This is a genomic window from Algibacter aquimarinus (assembly GCF_039543265.1).
Classification (GTDB): domain Bacteria; phylum Bacteroidota; class Bacteroidia; order Flavobacteriales; family Flavobacteriaceae; genus Algibacter_B; species Algibacter_B aquimarinus.
The window spans coordinates 348,936-370,160 of the sequence record NZ_BAABJK010000002.1 but is presented as its reverse complement, the minus strand read 5'-3'; the positions used below and the strand labels follow the sequence as shown (position 1 = coordinate 370,160).

The 21,225-nt window shown below is 33.5% G+C and carries 10 protein-coding genes; all 10 read left to right on the top strand.

What is annotated here, in order from left to right:
- The first annotated feature begins 210 nt into the window (after positions 1-210).
- Entirely contained in the window at positions 211-3,225 is a 3,015-nt protein-coding gene (locus ABD939_RS01335; protein ID WP_345163615.1) for a SusC/RagA family TonB-linked outer membrane protein, read from the top strand.
- 15 nt (positions 3,226-3,240) lie between these two features.
- Positions 3,241-4,770, top strand: coding sequence for a RagB/SusD family nutrient uptake outer membrane protein (locus tag ABD939_RS01330; protein ID WP_345163612.1), 1,530 nt, complete (start codon positions 3,241-3,243; stop codon positions 4,768-4,770).
- A gap of 25 nt (positions 4,771-4,795) precedes the next feature.
- A complete protein-coding gene (locus ABD939_RS01325) occupies positions 4,796-5,980 on the top strand; it encodes a glycoside hydrolase family 88 protein (RefSeq protein WP_345163609.1) in 1,185 nt (394 codons plus the stop codon).
- Positions 5,981-6,185: 205 nt separating this feature from the next.
- A complete protein-coding gene (locus ABD939_RS01320) occupies positions 6,186-8,549 on the top strand; it encodes a glycoside hydrolase family 2 protein (RefSeq protein WP_345163606.1) in 2,364 nt (787 codons plus the stop codon).
- A gap of 11 nt (positions 8,550-8,560) precedes the next feature.
- On the top strand, positions 8,561-9,727 hold the full coding sequence (locus tag ABD939_RS01315) for an alginate lyase family protein (RefSeq protein ID WP_345163603.1): 1,167 nt from the start codon (positions 8,561-8,563) through the stop codon (positions 9,725-9,727).
- 275 nt (positions 9,728-10,002) lie between these two features.
- Positions 10,003-13,146 carry a SusC/RagA family TonB-linked outer membrane protein gene (locus ABD939_RS01310; protein WP_345163600.1) on the top strand — a complete coding sequence of 1,048 codons (3,144 nt, stop codon included), beginning with the start codon at positions 10,003-10,005 and terminating at the stop codon, positions 13,144-13,146.
- Positions 13,147-13,156: 10 nt separating this feature from the next.
- The gene (locus tag ABD939_RS01305; RefSeq protein ID WP_345163596.1) at positions 13,157-15,058 is read left to right on the top strand and encodes a RagB/SusD family nutrient uptake outer membrane protein; all 1,902 of its coding nucleotides are present in this window, start codon (positions 13,157-13,159) and stop codon (positions 15,056-15,058) included.
- A 49-nt stretch (positions 15,059-15,107) separates the two neighbouring features.
- A complete protein-coding gene (locus ABD939_RS01300) occupies positions 15,108-18,173 on the top strand; it encodes a SusC/RagA family TonB-linked outer membrane protein (protein ID WP_345163593.1) in 3,066 nt (1,021 codons plus the stop codon).
- 26 nt (positions 18,174-18,199) lie between these two features.
- Positions 18,200-19,921 (top strand): RagB/SusD family nutrient uptake outer membrane protein, encoded by a 1,722-nt coding sequence (locus ABD939_RS01295; protein WP_345163589.1) that lies wholly within the window; start codon positions 18,200-18,202, stop codon positions 19,919-19,921.
- A 34-nt stretch (positions 19,922-19,955) separates the two neighbouring features.
- Complete coding sequence (locus ABD939_RS01290) at positions 19,956-21,005, top strand: DUF5627 domain-containing protein (protein ID WP_345163586.1); 1,050 nt, start codon at positions 19,956-19,958, stop codon at positions 21,003-21,005.
- The last annotated feature ends 220 nt before the right edge of the window (positions 21,006-21,225 follow it).

The window sequence follows — 21,225 nt, the reverse complement described above, 5'->3', positions numbered from 1 at the left end:
GTAATATTTAGTCTTATTATTATTTATTTGAACTAAAAAAGATTAAAAAGTTTTTCTTCAATTTTAAATTAAGAAAAGCATTTACAATAAAATTTTTCTAATGAAAATATTTTTTATATATTTGGAAAACCAATTTGGTTAACCAGTTTGGTTAACCAAATTAAAAGAACTCAAACTAAAGTATTAACTAAATTTAAACTAATGAAAAAAATGAAACAATTGAAGTCAGCCCTCTTTATCCTATTTGGGTTTTGTTTTATGTTTGGAGCTTATGCCCAAGAAAGAACAATTAAAGGAACTGTTACTTCAGCTGAAGATGGTATAACCTTACCAGGAGTTAACGTAGTCGTCAAGGGAACTAACAATGGAACTTCTACAGATTTCGATGGAAATTATTCAATTAACGTAAATGGCGAAAGTGTAATTTTATTATTTAGCTACGTAGGATATGCAAGTAAAGAAGTAGCAGTTGGTAGTTCAAATACTATCAACGTTGTTTTAAAAGAAGACCTAGCAGCTTTAGATGAAGTTGTAGTAGTTGGTTATGGATCTAGAAGGAAAAGTGATGTAACTGGAGCAGTATCCTCTGTGAAATCTGAGGAGTTAAACGCATTTCCTGTTTTAGATGCTGCTCAAGCATTACAAGGTCGTGCAGCTGGTGTAGTTGTTCAATCCAATAATGGTGGAGAACCAGGAGCTCCTATTAATATACAAATTAGAGGTAATACCTCCATTAACGCTAGTAGTGCGCCGTTAATTGTTGTTGATGGTTTTGTTGGAGCTACATTTCCACAACCCAATGATATTGAATCTATGGAGATTTTAAAAGATGCTTCTGCAACAGCCATATATGGTTCTAGGGGCTCTAATGGTGTGGTTTTAGTAACCACTAAAAAAGGTAGAAGTGGAGCATTAACAATAGAACTTAATTCAAATTATTCAGTACAAAATACAGCAAATGAATTAGATTTATTAGATGCAAATCAGTTTGCTACGTATCAACAAGCTATTAATTCAGGATATACTCAAGGATCAGCTAATACAGATTGGCAAGATTTATTATACAGAACTGGTAATATACAAAATCATCAGTTTTCTTTTTCAGGAGGTACTGATAAAATGAATTTCTACGCGTCTGCTACATATTTTCAACAAGATGGGGTAATTGTGAATTCTCAATTTGAACGATTGTCATTTTTATCTAACATAGATGCTCAAGTAACTGATAAATTAAAATTAGGAATAAATGTATTTGGAAGTAGAGGTAATAAAGATGGTGTGCCAACACAATCAACTGGTGATACAGCCAATGGTGGTGGAGATGATGTTGTGTCGTTAACTTTTAGATTTGCGCCAGACCAACCAATACAAGATGCAAATGGAATTAATACCATTAACTCTGTTGGTGATAATGTTGATAATCCTTTTGCAGTAGCTACTGAAGGTATAAATGAGACCAAAATAGATAACTACAGAGCTAACCTTTATGCTAATTATGATATCTTAGAAAATCTTACTTTTAAAACTACATTTGGTTATAGTACTGAAAATGGAACTGATGGTTTGTTTAGGCCATCAACCCTAGTAATTACAGCAGGAAGTGGTACTGGAGGAAGAGCAACTATAGAGAACTATAAAAGAACTAATATTTTAAGTGAGAACTATTTAACATACACTAAAGAAATAGGAAAAGGTAAATTAACAGCATTGGCTGGTTATTCTTATCAAAAAACCGCAACCGAAAGATTTTCTGCTGGAGCCCAAGGGTTTACTTCAGACTCTTTTTCATTCTTTAATTTACAATCTGGTGCAGTACAACTTATACCAACTTCGTCTTTTTCAGAACAAGAAATTCAATCTCAATTTGGTAGGTTAAATTTTGACTATGATGATAGATTCTTATTAACGGCCACTGTAAGACGTGATGGAGCTTCAAATTTTGCTGAAAATGAAAAGTATGCTATTTTTCCATCAGGTGCTATTGGTTGGAAGTTATCAAACGAAAATTTCTTAAAGGATCACGATAAAATTTCAAACTTAAAATTAAGAGCTAGTTATGGTGTTACTGGTAATCAGGCTATTGCAGCTTATCAATCTTTAGCACGTTTTGGCTCTGTTTTTACGCCAATAAATGGAAGTACTGTAATAAATGTTACACCAGGTCAAGTTGCTAACCCTAACTTAAAATGGGAATCTTCTTACCAAACGAATATAGGTTTAGATTTAGGACTTTTCAACAATGCAGTATCACTTTCATTAGATTATTATAATATTGATACTAAAGACCTTATAATCGCAGATTCAAGCCAACCACAGTTTTTGGGTTTTCTAAACGCAGCAAGTTTAAGAAATGTTGGAGAGGTAAATAACAAAGGTTTCGAAATCAACTTAAATACTAGAAACATAAGTAATGAAAACTTTACTTGGACTACAGATTTTAACTGGTCTACCAATAAAAATGAATTTGTAACATTACTTAATGGGCAAGACATTTTTCAAGATGCATCACCAGGATATTTTAATATACCTCGTACACATTTATTAAGAGAAGGTGAAGCCGTTGGAGTTTTCTGGGGCTTTGACTATCAAGGTGTATATCAAGGTGGAGATTTGCCAGCAGGAACTGCACTTTTACCAGGCGCAGGTGCTGGGGATCAATTATTTGCTGATCTTGATGATAGTGGAGATATTACTACTGATGATCAAAGAATTATAGGAGATCCTAATCCAGACTTTACTTTTGGTATTACAAACAACTTTACTTACAAGAATTTTGATTTAAATATCTTTTTTCAAGGATCACAAGGTGGCGATATTATGAATCTAACTGCTGTACAATTATTTAACGGAGATTCTAACGCTACTACAGATATACTAAATTCTTGGACGCCTTCAAACACTGACACTAATATCCCTCGTGTAGCACTTAGAGGAAAACAAATTTCGTCTCGATTTGTTGAAGACGGGAGTTATATTAGATTAAAAAATATAGCTTTAGGTTATAATATACCATCTGAAGCCATAGAGAAATTAGGTATCAGCAGTATGAGAGTAGCAATTAGTGCTCAAAATCTATTAACGTTTACTAATTACTCAGGTTTAGACCCAGAAGTTAATTTCTTAGGTGGCGGTGGTTCAGGAAGTCAAAACACATTTAATGGATTTGATTTTGGAAACTACCCTACTTTGAAATCTGTTAACTTTAGTGTAAATTTAAAATTCTAAAAAAAAATAATTATTATGAAAACAACGTACAAATTTTTATTCTTATTGATAGGTTTATCAATAGTCGGATGCTCTGATCTTGAGGAAGAACCGATAGGTTTACTATCACCCCAAGGTTTCTTCAATACTCCAAATGATATTCAAACAGCCGCTAATGCAGCCTTTGGTCACATGACACATGAAGATTTTTGGGGAAGAAAAATGTCGTTAACCTTAATGTTACGTGGTGATATGGTGGCCATTGGCGACCCAACCACTTCAGCTAGAAGAATTGAACATGATATTTTCAATGTGCCGAATGATAATGGTATGATTGATGGTTATTGGCTTAGAGTTTATCAAATGATTGCGGCAGCTAATCAAGCTATAGCTGGAGCTGAATTAGTGGATGTTGATGAAAGTGTTAAAAATCCTATTACAGCACAAGCGTATTTTGCAAGAGCATTTGCTTATTTTCATTTGGTAAGGCAGTTTGGTGATATTCCTTATTTAAGTGAACCAGTTACTGATGTAGACGCTTCTGGCTCAATTAGTAAAACTCCTGCAGCTGAAGTTTATGCAAATATTATTGCAGATCTAGAGTTTGCTAAAACTTGGCTACCAAACACTCAGGCTGCTAGATCTATACCAGCTAAATCAGCTGCACATTCATATCTAGCCTTAGTTTATTTAACTTTAGGAGATTATCCAAATGCTTATACTGAAGCAAAGGGTGTTATTGATAACGAGGGTGTTTACGGATTAGGTTTAGAACCAGATTTTCAAAACTTATTTGATGCTAATCAGAGTGGTAGTTCATCAGAACCTATATTTACATTAGATTTTATTGGAGCTAGTAATGGAGATGATGGTAGAGACTATCAAGCAGCATTGACTGGCCTTAGAGATGACGAGCAATATGGTCTAGGAGGTGGTTGGTCTGTAGGTGTACCTTCTCTTGAAGTTTATAATACATGGGATGGACGCGACTATAGAAAAGCAGTTAGTTTAGATACTACTGGTGTTTTTGATGGTGTTACACAGCCTTTCACTGTATTTAAAGAAAGTGGTGCAGGTAGAGGGGTCAACAGACCGCACATTGCAAAATATACTAGAGCTATTGGTAATTTTGCTACTGGTAATGGTAGGGGTTCAGAGACAAATTACATGATGATGCGTTATGCAGAAGTATTATTAATTGCTGCTGAAGCTTTAAATGAAACCTCTCCTGGTTCAGCTGAAGCTGAAGGTTATGTTAATAGAGTAAGAGAGAGAGCAAGAAATAGTAATGGTGTTACTTCTGGTCTTTTCCCTGAAGATGTTTCTGGATTATCACAAGATGATTTTAGAGATATGGTTTTAGAAGAGCGTAGATTAGAATTAGCATTTGAATTCAAAAGATGGTATGATATAGCAAGAAGAAGACTAGGAAGTGAAGTATTTAGTGCTTCTGGTTTAGAAGGAGAAAAACCAAATTTCGATCCAAATCAGGATTACTTATTTCCTTTACCTGCAGATGAGTTAGCCAGAAATCCTAACTTAATGCCGAACAATCCTGGGTACTAAATTAAAGTTTAGTTTAAGTTTAATAATGTTTAGAGTTAGTTTTTTATTTATTATCCTTGGATTTACATGTCTATCATGTAAATCTGAGGATAAAAATAATGTAGCAGTTGCTGAAGAAAATAATGTTGATGATTTGTTGCTAGCTAGATATGATAAACTTCTTAGTTATAAATTGGATTCAATAGCGTTTCCAAGAAGTTACTCTCATGAAATAAAGGAAGTTAAGAAAGTCCCTTCTAAAGATTGGACAAGTGGTTTCTTTGCTGGAAATCTTTGGCAAATTTACAAACTCACAGGTGATAAAAATTTTAAGCAGCGAGCCAAAGAATGGACAAATTTCATAGAAAAGGAAAAGTATAATCATAGAACCCATGACATGGGTTTTAAAGTGTTTTGTAGTTTTGGTAATGGATTAGATGTTGAAGACAATCAAAATTACAAAGATATTATTGTTAAAAGCGCTAACACCCTAATTACAAGATTTAATGAAAATGTAGGTAGTATTCGTTCGTGGGATTTTGGTAAAGACAGATGGCAATTTCCAGTTATTATTGATAACATGATGAATTTAGAATTGCTATTTGAAGCTACTAAAATATCTGGTGATAGTATCTATCATAAAATAGCCGTAAAACATGCTAATACAACTTTAAAAAATCATTTTAGACCAGATGGAAGTACATGGCATGTACTAGATTACGATTCAATTTCAGGACAAGTTAGAAATCGTCTAACACACCAAGGTTTTAATGATGATTCTGCTTGGGCTAGAGGACAAGGTTGGGCAATAAATGGGTATACGATGGTTTATCGTTACACAAAAGACAAAAAGTATTTAGAAGGAGCTGAAGCAACCGCTAATTATTTTGTTAATCATAAAAACTTGCCAGAGGATGGTATCCCTTACTGGGATTTTAGTCATCCAGATATTCCAAATATTTCGCGAGATGTATCAGCTGGAGCAATTGTAGCTTCAGGATTGGTTGAACTTTATAAGTATACAAAAAATGATGCCTACCTAAATTACAGTAAAAAGGTGGTTAATAGCCTAAAATCAACACATTATATCTTACCTGAAAATTTAGAGATACCTTTTATTCTAGATCATAGTTTTGGAGATTGGTCTAAACGTGATGAAATGGATGAGCCTATTGTATATGGCGATTATTACTTTTTAGAAACCTTGTTAAGGCTTAAAAATCTAGATTAGCTTTAGGATGACAGGACAGGACGATAAGTTGCCTGACTCTAATTTATCTTTGGTGAATTTCAAATACTTTGAATTTTAGATTCTATCTGAGTTCATATAAAAATCTAATTTTCAACTTACATAATTTCACATCTTAAAATTAATATTATACATGATGTTTAAAATTAAATCAAATAAAATTATATTTCTTTTTACAATTTGTATTATGGTTTTTTCCTGTAAATCTGATATTGGGGAAGCGATACAAAGAACAAAAACTAATATAAATAGTAACTGGTTATATTTAGAAAATAACACAAAAGATATTGATGAGGTTTTAAATCAAAACAATTGGAAAGCTATAGACCTGCCACATTCATGGAATGCCCTAGATGCTACTGATTTGGTTCCAGGGTACAGACGTACAGGAAGCTGGTATAAAAAAGAATTAGATATTTCTGTTGTTTCCAATCAAATTTACCATCTCTATTTTGAAGGTGTTAACATAACAAGTGAAGTTTATGTTAATGGTAAAAGTGTTGGAGGGCATATTGGAGGTTATATAGGTTTTAATATAGATATTACAAATGCCATATCTAATGGTGTTAACGAAATATTAGTATATGTGGATAATGGTTATGACCCAGAAATAATTCCATCTCAGAAAAGTGATTTCTTCATTTTTGGAGGTATTACAAGAGACGTTTGGTTGGAAACTTACCCAACACAACATTTATCAAATTTAAAAATTACAACTCCAAATGTTTCCAATGAAAGTTCAGACTTAGTTGCTAAAGTTAATATTAGTAATTCTAATACTGATTTAAAAATAAAAGCAACTTTAGTGGACGTTGATGATAATGAAATTAAGTCATCAGTATTTAACATAGTTGATAATGTTTCTGAAATTGAATTTAAAGCTATAAAGAACATAAAACTTTGGGATACAGATAATCCAAATCTATACACCTTAAAAGTTCAACTCTTAGAAGGTGATATTGTAAAAGATGAAGTTTCAGATCGTGTTGGTTTCAGATGGTTTGAGTTTAAAGATTATAACGCTTTTTATCTAAACGGAAAACGTTTATTGTTAAGAGGCACACATAGGCATGAAGAACATGCTGGCGTAGGAGCAGCTATGAGCAATAAGCAACATAGAGCAGATATGGAACTTATAAAGGATATGGGAACAAACTTTGTTCGTTTGGCTCACTACCCTCAAGATCCTGAAATTTATAAAGCATGTGATGAACTTGGACTGCTTGTTTGGGATGAGTTACCATGGTGTCGTGGAGGTTTAGGAAACGATACTTGGAAAAAAAACACAAAAGGAATGCTTAAAGAGATTATTGAGCAAAATTATAATCACCCTAGTGTTATTATTTGGTCTTTAGGTAATGAAATGTATTGGTTGCCAGATTTTGAAGACGGAGATAATACCGATAATATGAATACCTATTTAAAGGAATTACATGATTATGCACACGATTTAGATCCTACGCGAAAAACAGCAATTAGAAAATATTATGAAGGTGCAGATATAGTAGATGTATTTTCTCCATCAATATGGTCTGGTTGGTATTCTGGAAGTTATAAGAGTTACCAAAAAGCAATTGACCAATATAAAGCAGAGTATCCTCATTTTTTACATGCTGAATATGGGGGTTCAAGCCATGTAGGCAGACATACCGAAAATCCAATTACTGGCGAGGGCAAAATTCAAGCCGATGGCTGGGAGGAAGCGATAGTGCAAACAGATGTTGCCAATATAGCTCAAATAGGAGATTGGAGCGAGAATTATATTGTCGATTTATTCGATTGGCATTTAAGAATTTCAGAAAACGATTCTACATTTGTTGGTAACGTGCAATGGGCGTTTAAAGATTTTGGAACACCTTTACGTCCAGAGAATGCTATTCCCTATATGAATCAAAAAGGATTAGTAGATCGAACAGGAAAACCTAAAGATGCTTTTTATGTTTTTAAAAGCTATTGGAATAAAACAGATCCTTTTACTTATATCGAATCTCATACTTGGACTGAGCGTCAAGGTCCCAAAGATTTGGCAAGAGATATTAGTGTTTACAGTAATTGCCCTGAGGTTGAATTAATTCTTAATGGAAAAAGTTTAGGCACAAAAAAACGAAATACAAAAGAATTTCCTGCTGCTGGATTAAACTGGAATTTAAAATTTCAAGAAGGCGAAAATAAGCTTATCTCAATAGGTAAAACATTAGATGGAAAAGAAGTGAAAGATGAATTGACTATAAACTACAGATTCACTAAAAATGGAAAAGCCAAAGGTTTAAATATAGATTACAAGATTTTAGAAAATGGTAATTATTTAATAACGGCTTTGGCAAAAGATAGTAAAGGTTTAGTCTGTTTAGACTACGAAGATAGAGTTTACTTTCAGTGTTTATCTGGAGGAGAGACTATGAAAAGCTTGGGAACACCAACTGGTAGTGAAGCTATAGAAATGGCAAACGGTAAAGCATCAATAGAGGTAAAAAGATTTTCTAAAAATCAACCTTTAGAAGTTATGGTGCTTAACCAAAATTTTAAAGGCACTTATTTAACGATTGATTAATTTAATGTTAAATGAATTTTAGATATCTTTCTCTAATAATAGTAATATTTACAGTTGGTTGTTCAAGCACAGTTACTCATTTTGATCAATTAGAGTTATTAGAAAGAGAAAGAATTTTTTCTGAGGTTCATAAATACGAGAATTTACAACCTGTGACAGTAACTGCAAATATTTCACTTCGCAGTGCTGGTTCAAAGCATGATTTTTATTCTGAAGGAGATTATTGGTGGCCTAATCCAAAACATCCAGATAGTGCTTACATTAGAAAAGACGGATTAAGTAATCCTGATAATTTTGTAGCACACAGAAGAGATATGATTAGATTAAGTCAAATATCTGGTGCATTAGCTTCAGCATATTTGATTTCTAAAGATGAAAAATATATCCATCAATTAATGCCACATTTAAATGCTTGGTTTGTAGACGAAACAACTAAAATGAATTCAAACTTGCTTTACGCACAAGCTATAAAAGGGCGAGTTACTGGAAGAGGAATAGGTATAATTGATACAATCCATTTAATAGAAGTGGCCTTAGCAGTTAAAGTGGTTGAGGATTCAAAATTAATAGATCAACAAAATATTGAAAATATTAAATCTTGGTTTTCAGAATATTTAGATTGGTTAACAACTCACCCTTACGGTATAAAAGAAAGAGATAACGGAAATAATCATAGTACTTGTTGGGCTATGCAAGTGGCAGCTTTTGCAAAACTTACTAATAATAAGGAGCAACTTGAGTTTTGCGAAACTTTTTTCAAAAATGTGTTATTACCAAAGCAAATGGCTGAAGATGGAAGCTTCCCTAAAGAGCTATCTAGAACTAAACCTTATGGATATTCTCTTTTTAATTTAGATGCTATGGCTAGTTTAGCACAACTATTAACTAATGATAGTTTTAATTTTTTTAATTATGAATCAGAAAAAGGAAGAAGCTTAGGTTTAGGTATTAACTTTTTGTATCCTTATATTATTAACAAAAATAATTGGCCATATAAAACTGATGTCATGTACTGGAATGATTGGCCAACAAAACATCCAGCTCTATTATTTGGAGGACTACAGCTTGACAATCAAAATTATATTTCTACTTGGGCAAAATTGCCAAAAATTCCTAATAAACCTGAAATTATTAGGAACATGCCTGTTAGGTACCCTCTACTCTGGATGAATAACTAAATAGCCCTATATTTTGGAGGTTTATAAAATACCATCTATTTATTTACTTTTAAATCTAATTATCTAACTAACAAGATTGTTTTTCTTTTTTTTAATTCTTATGTTAAAGAAATATTAAAAAAAATAAGTTTTAACAGGATAGGACAGGATGCAAGTACATCATGTTATTTGTAAAATTGTTAAAATAATCTCAAGTAATATGTATTTTGTGTATGACTTGAGACTATTTTTTTACTTAATTATAACTAAATTAAATGTTAAAACTAAAACTCAAAATGAAAGAAAAATTTAAAAGACAATTTCCTGTCTTTGGTTGGATGTTAGTACTAGCGCTGGTGTTTTCTGGTTTTTCTAGTATTAATCTACAAGCACAGGAAAGGATTTCTGGTGTTGTAAAAGATGCTAGTGGTCTTCCTTTGCCTGGTGTAAGTGTTATACAAAAAGGAACTACTCGTGGGGCGTCAACAGATTTTGATGGAAAATATTCTGTTGAATTAACTACAGGTGAAAAAACTTTAGTATTTTCTTACATAGGTTTTAAAGAGGTAGAAATTCCAGTAAACGGTCAAACTACTATCAATTTAACCATGGAGGAAGATTTAGAAAGTTTGGATGAAGTAGTCGTTGTTGGTTACGGTACTCAGAAGAAAGAAAGTGTAGTAGGTTCCATCTCTCAAATATCCGGTGAGGATTTACAGGAATTGAACATGGGTATTACTAATGTTGAAGAGGCTTTGCAAGGTAACTTGCCGGGTGTTACTGCTATACAGGGTAGTGGTGTTCCAGGTAGAAACGATATGCAAATATTTATTCGTGGTCAAGCATCATGGAATGGATCTGGACAGCCTTTGATACTTGTTGATGGAGTTCCTAGAGGTATTGATAATATTGATTTTAACGATATTGAAAATATATCTGTGCTTAAAGATGCTTCTGCTACGGCAGTTTTTGGTGTACAAGGTGCAAATGGTGTTATCTTATTAACCACAAAAAGAGGAAAAAAGGGTAAAGCACAATTGTCATTACAGGCTAATACAACCTTTAAGTTTGTTTCTAAGTTGCCTGAAAAGCTAGATGCTTATGATGCAATCCTGCAAGCAAATTCGTCTATAATGCGAGAGCTTTCTCAAAATGAAGATTCTTGGAATCTAATTCGTCCACTGGCTATTGCTGAAAGATTTCGCAATCCTGCAAATGAGGAGGAGCGTTTAATATATCCTAACGTAAACTGGAGTGATGTGCTATTGAAAGATATGGCTCAAGACTATCGTATAAATTTATCTGTTCGTGGAGGAGGAAATAACGCTAAGTATTTTGGAAGTTTAGCATATCAAACAGTTGCAGATGTTTTTGATGGTGCTAGTTATGACAATGGAAAAGGTTACGAAAGTGAGTTTAGTTATGATAGATTTAACTTTCGTAGTAATATTGATTTTAGTATCACAAAAACTACGCAATTTTCTGTAAACCTAGGAGGGTTCTTAGGAATTCAACAAACACCTGGTAACTTAAACTTGGTTACAAATGCAATTTATGAGCTTGCGCCTAATGCATATAACCCTGTTTTTCCAGATGGCTTTTTTGGTAGAGACAATAATGATATTTTTGCGAATACCAATCCTATTGTTACCTTAACAAATACAGGTTATACTACTAATACTACTTTTAATATAAATACTGACTTTATTTTAAAACAAAAGTTAGATTTTATTACTAAAGGCCTATCATTTCAAGGGCGTTTTTCTTTAGATAATAGATCAGTAAGTCGTCAACGGTTGTTAGATCCGGGGGCAGATGGTCAAGAAAATGTTAGATATCGTGTATTTAACGAGTTTTTTGAAGAACGAGTTGAGTCTCCTGATGGAGTTAATGATTTTGGTTTTGTGCCATTTCCATGGACACTTGAATCTGCAAATATTCAAAACGGTACAATAGGACGTCGTTTATTATATGATTTTTCGCTTAATTATAGTAAAACGTTTGCCGAAAAGCATTCGGTTACTGGATTAGCATTGTTAAGACGTAATGAAAGTGGTACAGGTAATGGCTTTCTAAGATACCGTGAAGACTGGGTAGGTAGAATTACTTATGATTATGATAAGAGGTATTTCTTAGATATTAGTGGTGCTTATAATGGATCTGAGAAATATGGTCCTGGATTCCGTTTTGATCTTTTTCCTGCTTTAGCAGCAGGTTGGACAGTATCTAACGAGTCCTTTATGAGTGATGTTGATTGGGTAAATAATCTTAAAATTAGAGGGTCTTATGGTTTGATTGGTGATGATAGTGGAGGAAACAGATTTGAATATTTAGCAACTTGGAACATTGGAGGAGGAGCTTTTATTAATCCTAATGCTTCTAATGTTCGTGAAGGTTATGTGTTTTATAGTGAAGACAATGTAGGTAATCCTAATCTACAATGGGAAACTGCTTTAAAATATAATATTGGTGCAGATATAGGCTTGTTTAACAATTCTATAACTGCAGAGTTGGATTTTTGGGGAGAAGATCGTAGCAATATTTTAATACCAAGTACCCAAAGAGCTGTTCCAGATTGGTTTGGTGCCAATCCTCCTGCCTTTAATAGAGGTGAGGTAGAGGTTCGAGGGTATGATATTGTAATAGGTGCTAATCATACTTTTGCAAATGATTTAAATATTTTTGGTAATTTTATTTTTACTCGAGCTAAAGATGTAGTACTCGATAGGGAAGATCCAGAATTACGTCCGTTTTATCAAAAAGCTGCGGGTTACCCTATTGGTCAACCAAGATCTGCAATTCCTAGTAATATAATTGCTAGTTTAGATGATTTGTACAGCTCTACACCAAGAGTTAATGGTCAAGGAAATATACGTCCTGGATATTATAATTTAGTTGATTATGATGGAGATGGTACTTACAATGGTGCTTTTGATAATGTGCCATTTGGCTTTCCTACACGCCCACAAAGAACATGGACGGCAACAATAGGTGCTAAATATAAATCATGGAGGTTACAAGCACAGTTTTATGGTACACAGAATACAAACAGAAATTATACCAGTAGAACGTTTAATAATCAAATTGATACATTTTTTACACATGAGTTAAATTATTGGACTAAAGATAATCCAACAGCTGTAAGAACACAGCCATTATTCAATTTTACTCAAGGGGCAAGTGATCCAAGACGAAACTTTTGGGATGGATCGTTAACTAGATTAAGAAGTATAGCTTTAAATTATACTGTACCTAAATCTACTTGTGAGAAATTAGGAGTTAAATCATTAAGTATTTTTGCTAATGGTAACAACTTGTTTTTGTGGACAGATTTACCAGATGATAGAGAATTTAATGGTAGTCTAACAGCCGATTCTAGTTTTAGAGGAGATTATCCTACTTTAGCTAGATTTAACTTCGGGTTTAATTTGGATTTTTAAAAAAAGAATTATGAAAAATTATAAAATAAAAATAGTTTTATTTCTAGGGCTGCTATTTACGTTTGCCTGCGAAGAATATTTAGACATTGCTCCAGAAGCAGAAATCGATACAGAACTTGTATTCGGTACTTTTGAAACTACACAAGGTTTTGTTGAAGAAATGTACAATTTGGTGGTTGACTACGGAACAAATGGTTGGTCATTCCAAGATTATATATATGGTGATGATGGTTACAATACCCAAGCTTTTAAATTTAGTACTCAACTAGATCGTGGTGAATTAAATCGTTGGATTGGTAATAGCTTAAGTTATTTACACCAGAACAATAGGTTTCAAACAGGTCAAAATAATGGCTCGTTAGGGAGCACCAATGAAGAACAAGGAAGAGGTAGGCCAAAAGTATGGAATGCTAGTATGAGAGGTATTCGTAAAGCCAATGTTGTAATTGCAAACGAAGATTTAATGGTTGGTTTAACGCAAGCAGAAAAGAATGCTGTACTTGGTCAAGCTTACTTCTTTAGAGCTTTCTTTCATAATGAAGTTATGAAGTTTTGGGGACGCTTTCCTCATATCCAAGAAGTATTTACAGGGTCTATTACAATACCTAGACCAGAAACTTACAAAGAGGCGGCTTTATCTATTAATGAGGATTACAAAAAAGCCATCGAATTATTACCTGTAGATTGGGATAATGAACCATATGGACAAAGAACCTTAGGAAACAATGCTGGTAGGGTAACAAAAGGTGCGGCTTATGCCTTTCAAGGTAAAAACTTGCTTTTTGCAGCTAGTCCGTTAATGTTTTTCAACAACCAACCAGGGATTAATACATATTCTTACGATACTGAACTAGCTGCTATGGCTGTTGATGCCTTCGCAGAAGTGCTTAAATTAGAACAAGCCGGTAGATATAGTTTAGCTAGAAACATGGAAGACTACAAAAAAGTATTGTGGGAGACCCGAACAAATACATGGCCGGCTCTAGTTCCAGAGGCAAATGAGTTAATTTTTGCTGGTTCTGCAGGATCGCATGTTGGTTCTACACTTAGCTTTATGGCTACTGGAATGCCAAGACCTATTGCTGCTACCGGTACTCAATGTACAAGTGCCACTCACAATTATATCCATAATAACTTTGGAATGGCCAATGGGCTATCTATTGAAGATGATTTAAGTGGAGTATATGGCACACCTACGTATAATCCTGATAGACCATTCGATAATCGTGATCCTCGTTTTTACGCATGGGTTTTTAAAGATCGTGATACGCTTTCAACAAGAGGAGGTGTACCTGCTGTAAATAGAACGATGAAGTTGTATTCAACTGATGCAAGTGGAAACTCAGGTGCACATCGTGATAGGAATAATTATTCTTTTTCAGGATACATGTTTAAGAAATTTTATCCTGAGATTGATGGTCAATATCATTCACAAAGAGGCAATAACATCCTTAGAAGGTTTACAGGAATACGTTTGCATATGAGGTTAACCGATGTATATTTAATGTATGCAGAAGCACTTCATGTATCTAGTGGAGCGACTTCAGCACCTAGTTCTTTTTCTTTAACTGCTGAACAGGCAATTAATACTTTAAGAGATAGAGCTGGTATAGCTAGTGTACATCCTGCTATCGTGGCAGATAATAATAAATTTTTGGATGAAGTAAGACGTGAAAGAGCTGTAGATTTATCTTACGAAGGTCACAGATGGGTTGATATACGCCGTTGGGGAGTTGCTCATGAGGATAAATACAGAATTAAGACAAAATTGAATTTTGATCAAGATTGGACATTCTTTGAAGAAGCTGTACTTGTAGATAGAGTGTGTGAGTATCCTAAGCACTATTGGTTACCATTTGAAGCTAATCAAACACAGTTTTATGAAGGCTTCCCTCAAAACCCAGGTTGGTAAAACTTGAGCAAATTTGTTTTAACTAATACTAAATACTAAAGAAAAAAAAATGAAGATAAATAAAATATATAGGTTGTACGCCCTTGTTTGCTTCACCATGTTCTGCTTTTGTGGTATGGCGACTGCTCAATCAGAAGGTACAGAGGTGTCTGCAACCATAGTCGATCAACAAGGAAACCCATTAAGTGGTGTTACCATTTATGGTTCTGATGGTTCTAGGGCTTCTACAGACACCAATGGTCTATTTAGCATTTCCTTACCTAATGACGAAGCTGTAGTTATAGAGAAGAAGGGGTATGAATCTCAAATTCTTAGCTTGTCTACTATTGCTGGGGGTATTACTCTAGTTAAGTCAGATTTCTTAGCTTCAGAAGATGACGAAATAAAAATGGGAGTTGCAACAACTAATAGACGTGATATTACAGGGTCTGTATCATCAATTAATACAGAAGATCGCTTAACTTATGACAATACTCAATTTGTTAGAGATTATATAGCTGGTTTAGCGGTTGGCGTTAGAGCTACAAATAGTAGCGGAATTGGAGTATCATCAAACATTAGAGGTATAGGCAATGCGCTTTTTGTAATTGATGGTGTTTTTGGACGTAACCCTAATTTTTTAAACATGGAAGAGGTAGACCAAATAACCGTACTTAAAGATGCTAATGCTGTGGCATTATATGGCAGTCAAGGTAGAAACGGTGTGATTGTTATAAATACGAAACGTGGTAAAATAAATAAAAAAGAGGTTAATGTTAATGTACGCTCTGGATTTAGTACACCTTTGGCTTTACCCAATTATTTGGGAGCTGCCTCTTTTATGACACTTCGTAATGAAGCTTTCGCAAATGATGGTTTTGACCCATCTGTGGTAGGTTTTTCTCAAGAACAAATTCAAAATACTAGGAGTGGTTTAAACCCTATTGAATTTCCTGATGTTGATTTGTATGATTTTATTCAGCCGTTTGTAAATACTCATAATGTTATTTCTGAGTTTTCTGGAGGTAATGACAAATCTCAATATTATGTTAATGCAGGATGGCTCTACAATGAAGATTGGATTAATATTAATGAGGATATAAATGCAGGAACCAATCGTTTTAATATTAGAGGTAATATAGACTTTAAGGTAAACGACTGGATTACCAGTAGTATTGATGGGGTAGCTATTATAAACAGCTCAAAAAGCTCTAGAGCTAACCTATTAGATGCAGCTACCACATTTTTACCTTTTGATTATTCACCTTTTCTTCCAGTAAGTGCTATTGATGTTGAAAATAACCCAGCATTAGAAACCTTATTAGCTGGAGCTAACGTTTTTAATGGTAATTTACTTGGTACCGCACAACAACTTGGTGTTAATACGCCAGTGGCTCGATCTATAGCTGGTGGTTCTCAAAATAGAGTATTTCGTATAACTCAGTTTAACAATTCAATAAATTTTGATCTTTCTAAAATAACCGAAGGTCTGTCGGCAAAAACTTATTTAAGTTTTGATTTTTTCGATACTTATACTACATCCATATCAAATCAGTTTAGAGTATATGCTCCTACATGGACAGATGGCAGAATAACGGATTTACAAGATTTTGGACAAGATCAAAGAGATTTGTCAGAAAATGTTGCTTCAAATGGATTTGTATCACGAGTAGGTATGTACGCATTGGTAAATTATGAAAAAACTTTTGCTACTAACCACTCTATTAATACAACGTTTTTGGGGTATTATAATTCAGAAAAAAGAGCTGGAGCCATTCAAACAGATAGAGATTCTCATTTAGGGTTTCAAATGACTTATGATTTTAAGAAAAAATTATTTGTTGATTTTTCTGGAGCCTATGCACATTCTCTTAAATTACCAGAGGGAAACAGAGGAGGTTTATCGCCAACAGTAGGATTAGGTTACATACTTAGTGAAGAGTCATTTTTGAAAGATAGTAATTTTGTAAATTATTTGAAATTAAAAGCTTCTGGTGGTATTATTAAATCTGATGCAGGAATCAATGGTTATTATTTATATGATGAAAATTATTCTGAGGGTGCAAATTTTACTTGGGCAGATGGTGTGTTTTCTAACAGAAGACAAAACATTTCGCAAGGTGCTAATCCTAATTTAGGATATGAAGAACGTATAGACTTTAATGTAGGATTTGAAAGTTACTTAATGAATTCACTTTGGGTAGAAGCAAATTATTTTAGAACTGAACTTGATAAGGATTTGGTGATTTTAGCCGATCAATATCCTTCATACTATAACACGTTTAGGCCATTTAACAATTTTAATGCCAATTTATACACTGGTTTTGAGTTAGGGTTGAATTTTAATAAAACGTTTAATGACTTTTCGATTGGTATCGGTGCAAACGTTTTGTACAGCGAAACAGAAGCATCAAAACGATCTGAAACTAGAGAGTTTGATTATCAGAACAGACAAGGTTTAGAGGTGTCTACAATCTTTGGACTTGAAGACTTAGGTTTTTATTCTGAATCAGATTTTACCAACACTAATGGAGAACTTGTTTTGAATGGTGGATTGCCAGTTCCTAATTTCGGAGCAGTACAACCAGGTGATATTAGATATGCCGATCAAAATGGTGATGATATTATAGACCAAAATGACCAGGTTGCTATTGGACAGTCTGCTAGCCCATGGACTTATGGGATTAACCTTAATTTAAAATATAAAAGATTTAATTTATTTGTATTAGGTACTGGACAAACAGGAGGAAAAGGTAATAAATTGAGTAGTGCTTTTAACAATTATTACACTCCAAATGGAACTGATAAATACTCAGAGGTGGTACTAGGACGTTGGACACCACAAACAGCTAATACAGCAACTTTTCCAAGATTATCATCTGGGGAAAATCAAAATAACTTCAGAACATCTTCGTTCTGGTTGTATGATAATAGTTTTTTCATAATTAACCGTGCACAGTTAACTTATGAGTTTACTGATGCTTTATGTGATAAAATTGGAGTTGAAGATTTTAGCTTGAATTTTCAAGGTACTAACCTTTTTGAAGTAGGAGAAAATAAAGATATTCGTCAATTAAGTATTGGTGGTAATCCTCAGGTTAGAACTTATACCGTTGGTGTAAGAATGTCATTTTAATTAAAATAAAAATTTAGATATATAAAATGAAAAATTTAATAAAATATATAGTGATTATGTCGTTCTTAACGGTCATAGTTAGCTGTGATACAATCTTAGAGCCTATTGATGAAAACAGATTGGACTTTGAGTTTATTAGTACCGATCCAGCTTCTGCAGAAGGTATATTATTGAATGGTTATTCACGTACAGTAGATCAGTTTACTTTCATTGAAGCTGCTACAGATGATGCAGTAAATAACCAATTAAATAACGGTTTTAAGCGTATGGCTCTTGGTGAGTTAAATGCACAGTTTAACCCAGCTTCACGATGGAATAACTACGAAAGTGTTTTGTGGTTAAACAAATTTTTAGAGATTATAGAACTTGGTGAGATTGTTTGGTCTCCAGACGAAGAAACAAACGAAATGTTTTATCTCCGTATGGAAGGTGAAGCACTTGCTTTAAGAGGTTTACATCATTTTTATGCTTTACAAGCTCATGCAGGTGTAGGTACATCAGGACAATTATTGGGAGTACCTTATATAACAGAGTTTATAGAGTCTGATGGTAATTTTAACACGCCTCGTCTATCTTTCGAAGCTACGGTACAAGCTATTATGGCAGACTTTGATGCAGCATTAGCCTTGTTACCTACAGATTATGGATTAAGTGAGGGAGATGTAGATCCTTTATATGCAAATTTTGATTTTAATAAATACGATGTAGTTAATGGTTCATTATATAATTTACGAATTTCTGGTAAAATAGTAAAAGCATTAAAAGCTCGTTTAGCACTTATGGCAGCTAGTCCATCATTTTTGAATGATCAAGGTTACTATAATATGGCAGCAACAGACGCAAGTGAATTATTAATGGATATAGGAGGTGTTTCTGGTTTAGCTTCTAATGGTGTTGATTATTATAAAAGCTATGACGAAAATAATGATGACGAAATGATTTGGAGAGGTACTATTGGAGGCCTAAGTTCAGGTATAGAGAGTCGTATGTTTCCTCCATCTGTTAATGGAAATGGAGAAATTAACCCTTCTCAAAATTTTGTTGATGCATTTCCTATGCAAAGTGGATTTCCTGCAACAGTAGATAATGGTTTTGATCCACAAAACCCATATGCTAATAGAGATCCTAGATTAGCTGAATTTGTAGTTCTTAATGGAGATACTTTTGGTGGAGGAATAATAAATACTGGTGTTGGTGGAAAAATAGATAGATTAGATTCTATTCCTGAATTTTCAACAAAAACAGGATATTATCTCAAAAAGTTATTACGTCCTGATGTGAGATTGAATGATGATGGTTCAACAGTTGGGCAAAGACATTACGATGTTTATTTTAGATATACAGAATTATTTTTAATTTTTGCTGAAGCAGCCAATGAAGTTGGTGGTCCAGATCAGCAGATTAATGGTATGAGTGCCAGAGATGTAATTGCTGCAATTCGTGAGAGAGCTGGTCTTGAACAACCAGATAATTACTTAGCATCTATTACATCAACAGAGGATATGCGTGAACTAATTAGAAATGAAAGACGTTTGGAACTTAGTTTTGAAGGTCACAGATTTTGGGATTTAAGAAGATGGGGCATATCTTTAAACGAATCAATTGGAGGGCTTTTCTTTGATGGTTCAAGTTATATTGACTTACCTTCTGTAGAAAATAGAAATTATCCATCATTTGCTACTTATATGCCAATACCTAATGATGAAGTTTTGAAGTTTCCTGAGATAGAACAAAATGCAGGATGGTAAAAGTATAATTTAAAAGAATTAAAAAATATTTAACATGAAAATAAAAATAGTTATAGTTTTTGCAATGCTTTTAAGCATTATGGCTTGTGAAAATGAAGATAGTATCGTTGAGGATTTTGGTTCAACTTCAGTCTTTTTTCCATTTCAAACGCCAGCCAGAACTTTAGTATTAGGCGATTACGATTTGGGTTTCAACGACAACGACAATAATGGTCGCTTTGAAATAGGTGTTGTAATGTCTGGTGTTTTTGAAAATAAGACAGATCGTAGAGTGTTTTTTGAATTGGCACCAGAATTAATAGACACTATTGCGTTAGGCATTGATTCTATAAACGTACAAGTCTTACCGGCTTCATATTATACTATAGAACAACAAAGTCCTGTTACAATACCTTCAGGTTCTGTAAGTGGACGTATTCCTGTTCAATTAGAAGATGCTTTTTTTGATGATCCACTTTCTTTTGCAGGTGTAAACGAAACCCATTACGTGATTCCTTTAAGAATTACAGATTTTGAGGAGTTAGATTCTTTATTAACTGGAGTTCCTATTGTTGATAATCCTATTAGAATAAACCCTGATGACTGGAATCCACAACCTAAAGATTATACACTTTTTGGTATTAAATTTATGAATGAATATCAAGGTATTTACTTACGTCGTGGAGCTGATGTTATGACGAATGGTGCTGGTGAGGTAACTACTTCAGAGTATAGAGCAGAATTTATTGAACGAGATGAGTTAACTAACTTAACAACAACCGGGAGATCTAATGTAAGCTACATAAATCGTGTACGAAGAGGGGAGCTTAATAGCCCTGGAGATGTAAGTATAGAACTGTTATTTAGTAGCGATGATACATGTACAGTAGTTAGTTCAGGAGACGACCCATATAATGTTTCTGGCTCAGGTAGATTTGTAGAAGATGGAGATGAATGGGGAGGAGAACGACGTAATGTTATTTATTTAGATTATACATATACAGATGCAGTTAATAGCGAAACTCATGCTGTAAGAGATACTTTAGTAATTAGAAATAGAGATGTTAAATTCGAGGAATTTACAGTTGAATTAACAGGTCTTTAATCTAGAACTTTTTATCAAATATTAATAGCAAAAAAAGCGGATATAACTTCCGCTTTTTTTTTTGTTTTTAATATTACTAAAAATATTTTTAGTAATTAGTTAAATAATTTGATGAGATCGATAATGAGTACTATTCTAATTTTAGTGTAGTTTGTATAAAATAAGTCTATTAATAATTAAGTAAATACTATTCTAAAGTATCTTTTTGTTAAAAGTATTA

What these genes read in the sequence shown, in the direction of transcription:
- ABD939_RS01335 (WP_345163615.1), top strand. Translation starts at nt 211, where the DNA reads ATGAAACAATTGAAGTCAGCCCTCTTTATCCTATTTGGGTTTTGTTTT.
- ABD939_RS01330 (WP_345163612.1), top strand. Translation starts at nt 3,241, where the DNA reads ATGAAAACAACGTACAAATTTTTATTCTTATTGATAGGTTTATCAATA.
- ABD939_RS01325 (WP_345163609.1), top strand. Translation starts at nt 4,796, where the DNA reads ATGTTTAGAGTTAGTTTTTTATTTATTATCCTTGGATTTACATGTCTA.
- ABD939_RS01320 (WP_345163606.1), top strand. Translation starts at nt 6,186, where the DNA reads ATGGTTTTTTCCTGTAAATCTGATATTGGGGAAGCGATACAAAGAACA.
- ABD939_RS01315 (WP_345163603.1), top strand. Translation starts at nt 8,561, where the DNA reads ATGAATTTTAGATATCTTTCTCTAATAATAGTAATATTTACAGTTGGT.
- ABD939_RS01310 (WP_345163600.1), top strand. Translation starts at nt 10,003, where the DNA reads ATGAAAGAAAAATTTAAAAGACAATTTCCTGTCTTTGGTTGGATGTTA.
- ABD939_RS01305 (WP_345163596.1), top strand. Translation starts at nt 13,157, where the DNA reads ATGAAAAATTATAAAATAAAAATAGTTTTATTTCTAGGGCTGCTATTT.
- ABD939_RS01300 (WP_345163593.1), top strand. Translation starts at nt 15,108, where the DNA reads ATGAAGATAAATAAAATATATAGGTTGTACGCCCTTGTTTGCTTCACC.
- ABD939_RS01295 (WP_345163589.1), top strand. Translation starts at nt 18,200, where the DNA reads ATGAAAAATTTAATAAAATATATAGTGATTATGTCGTTCTTAACGGTC.
- ABD939_RS01290 (WP_345163586.1), top strand. Translation starts at nt 19,956, where the DNA reads ATGAAAATAAAAATAGTTATAGTTTTTGCAATGCTTTTAAGCATTATG.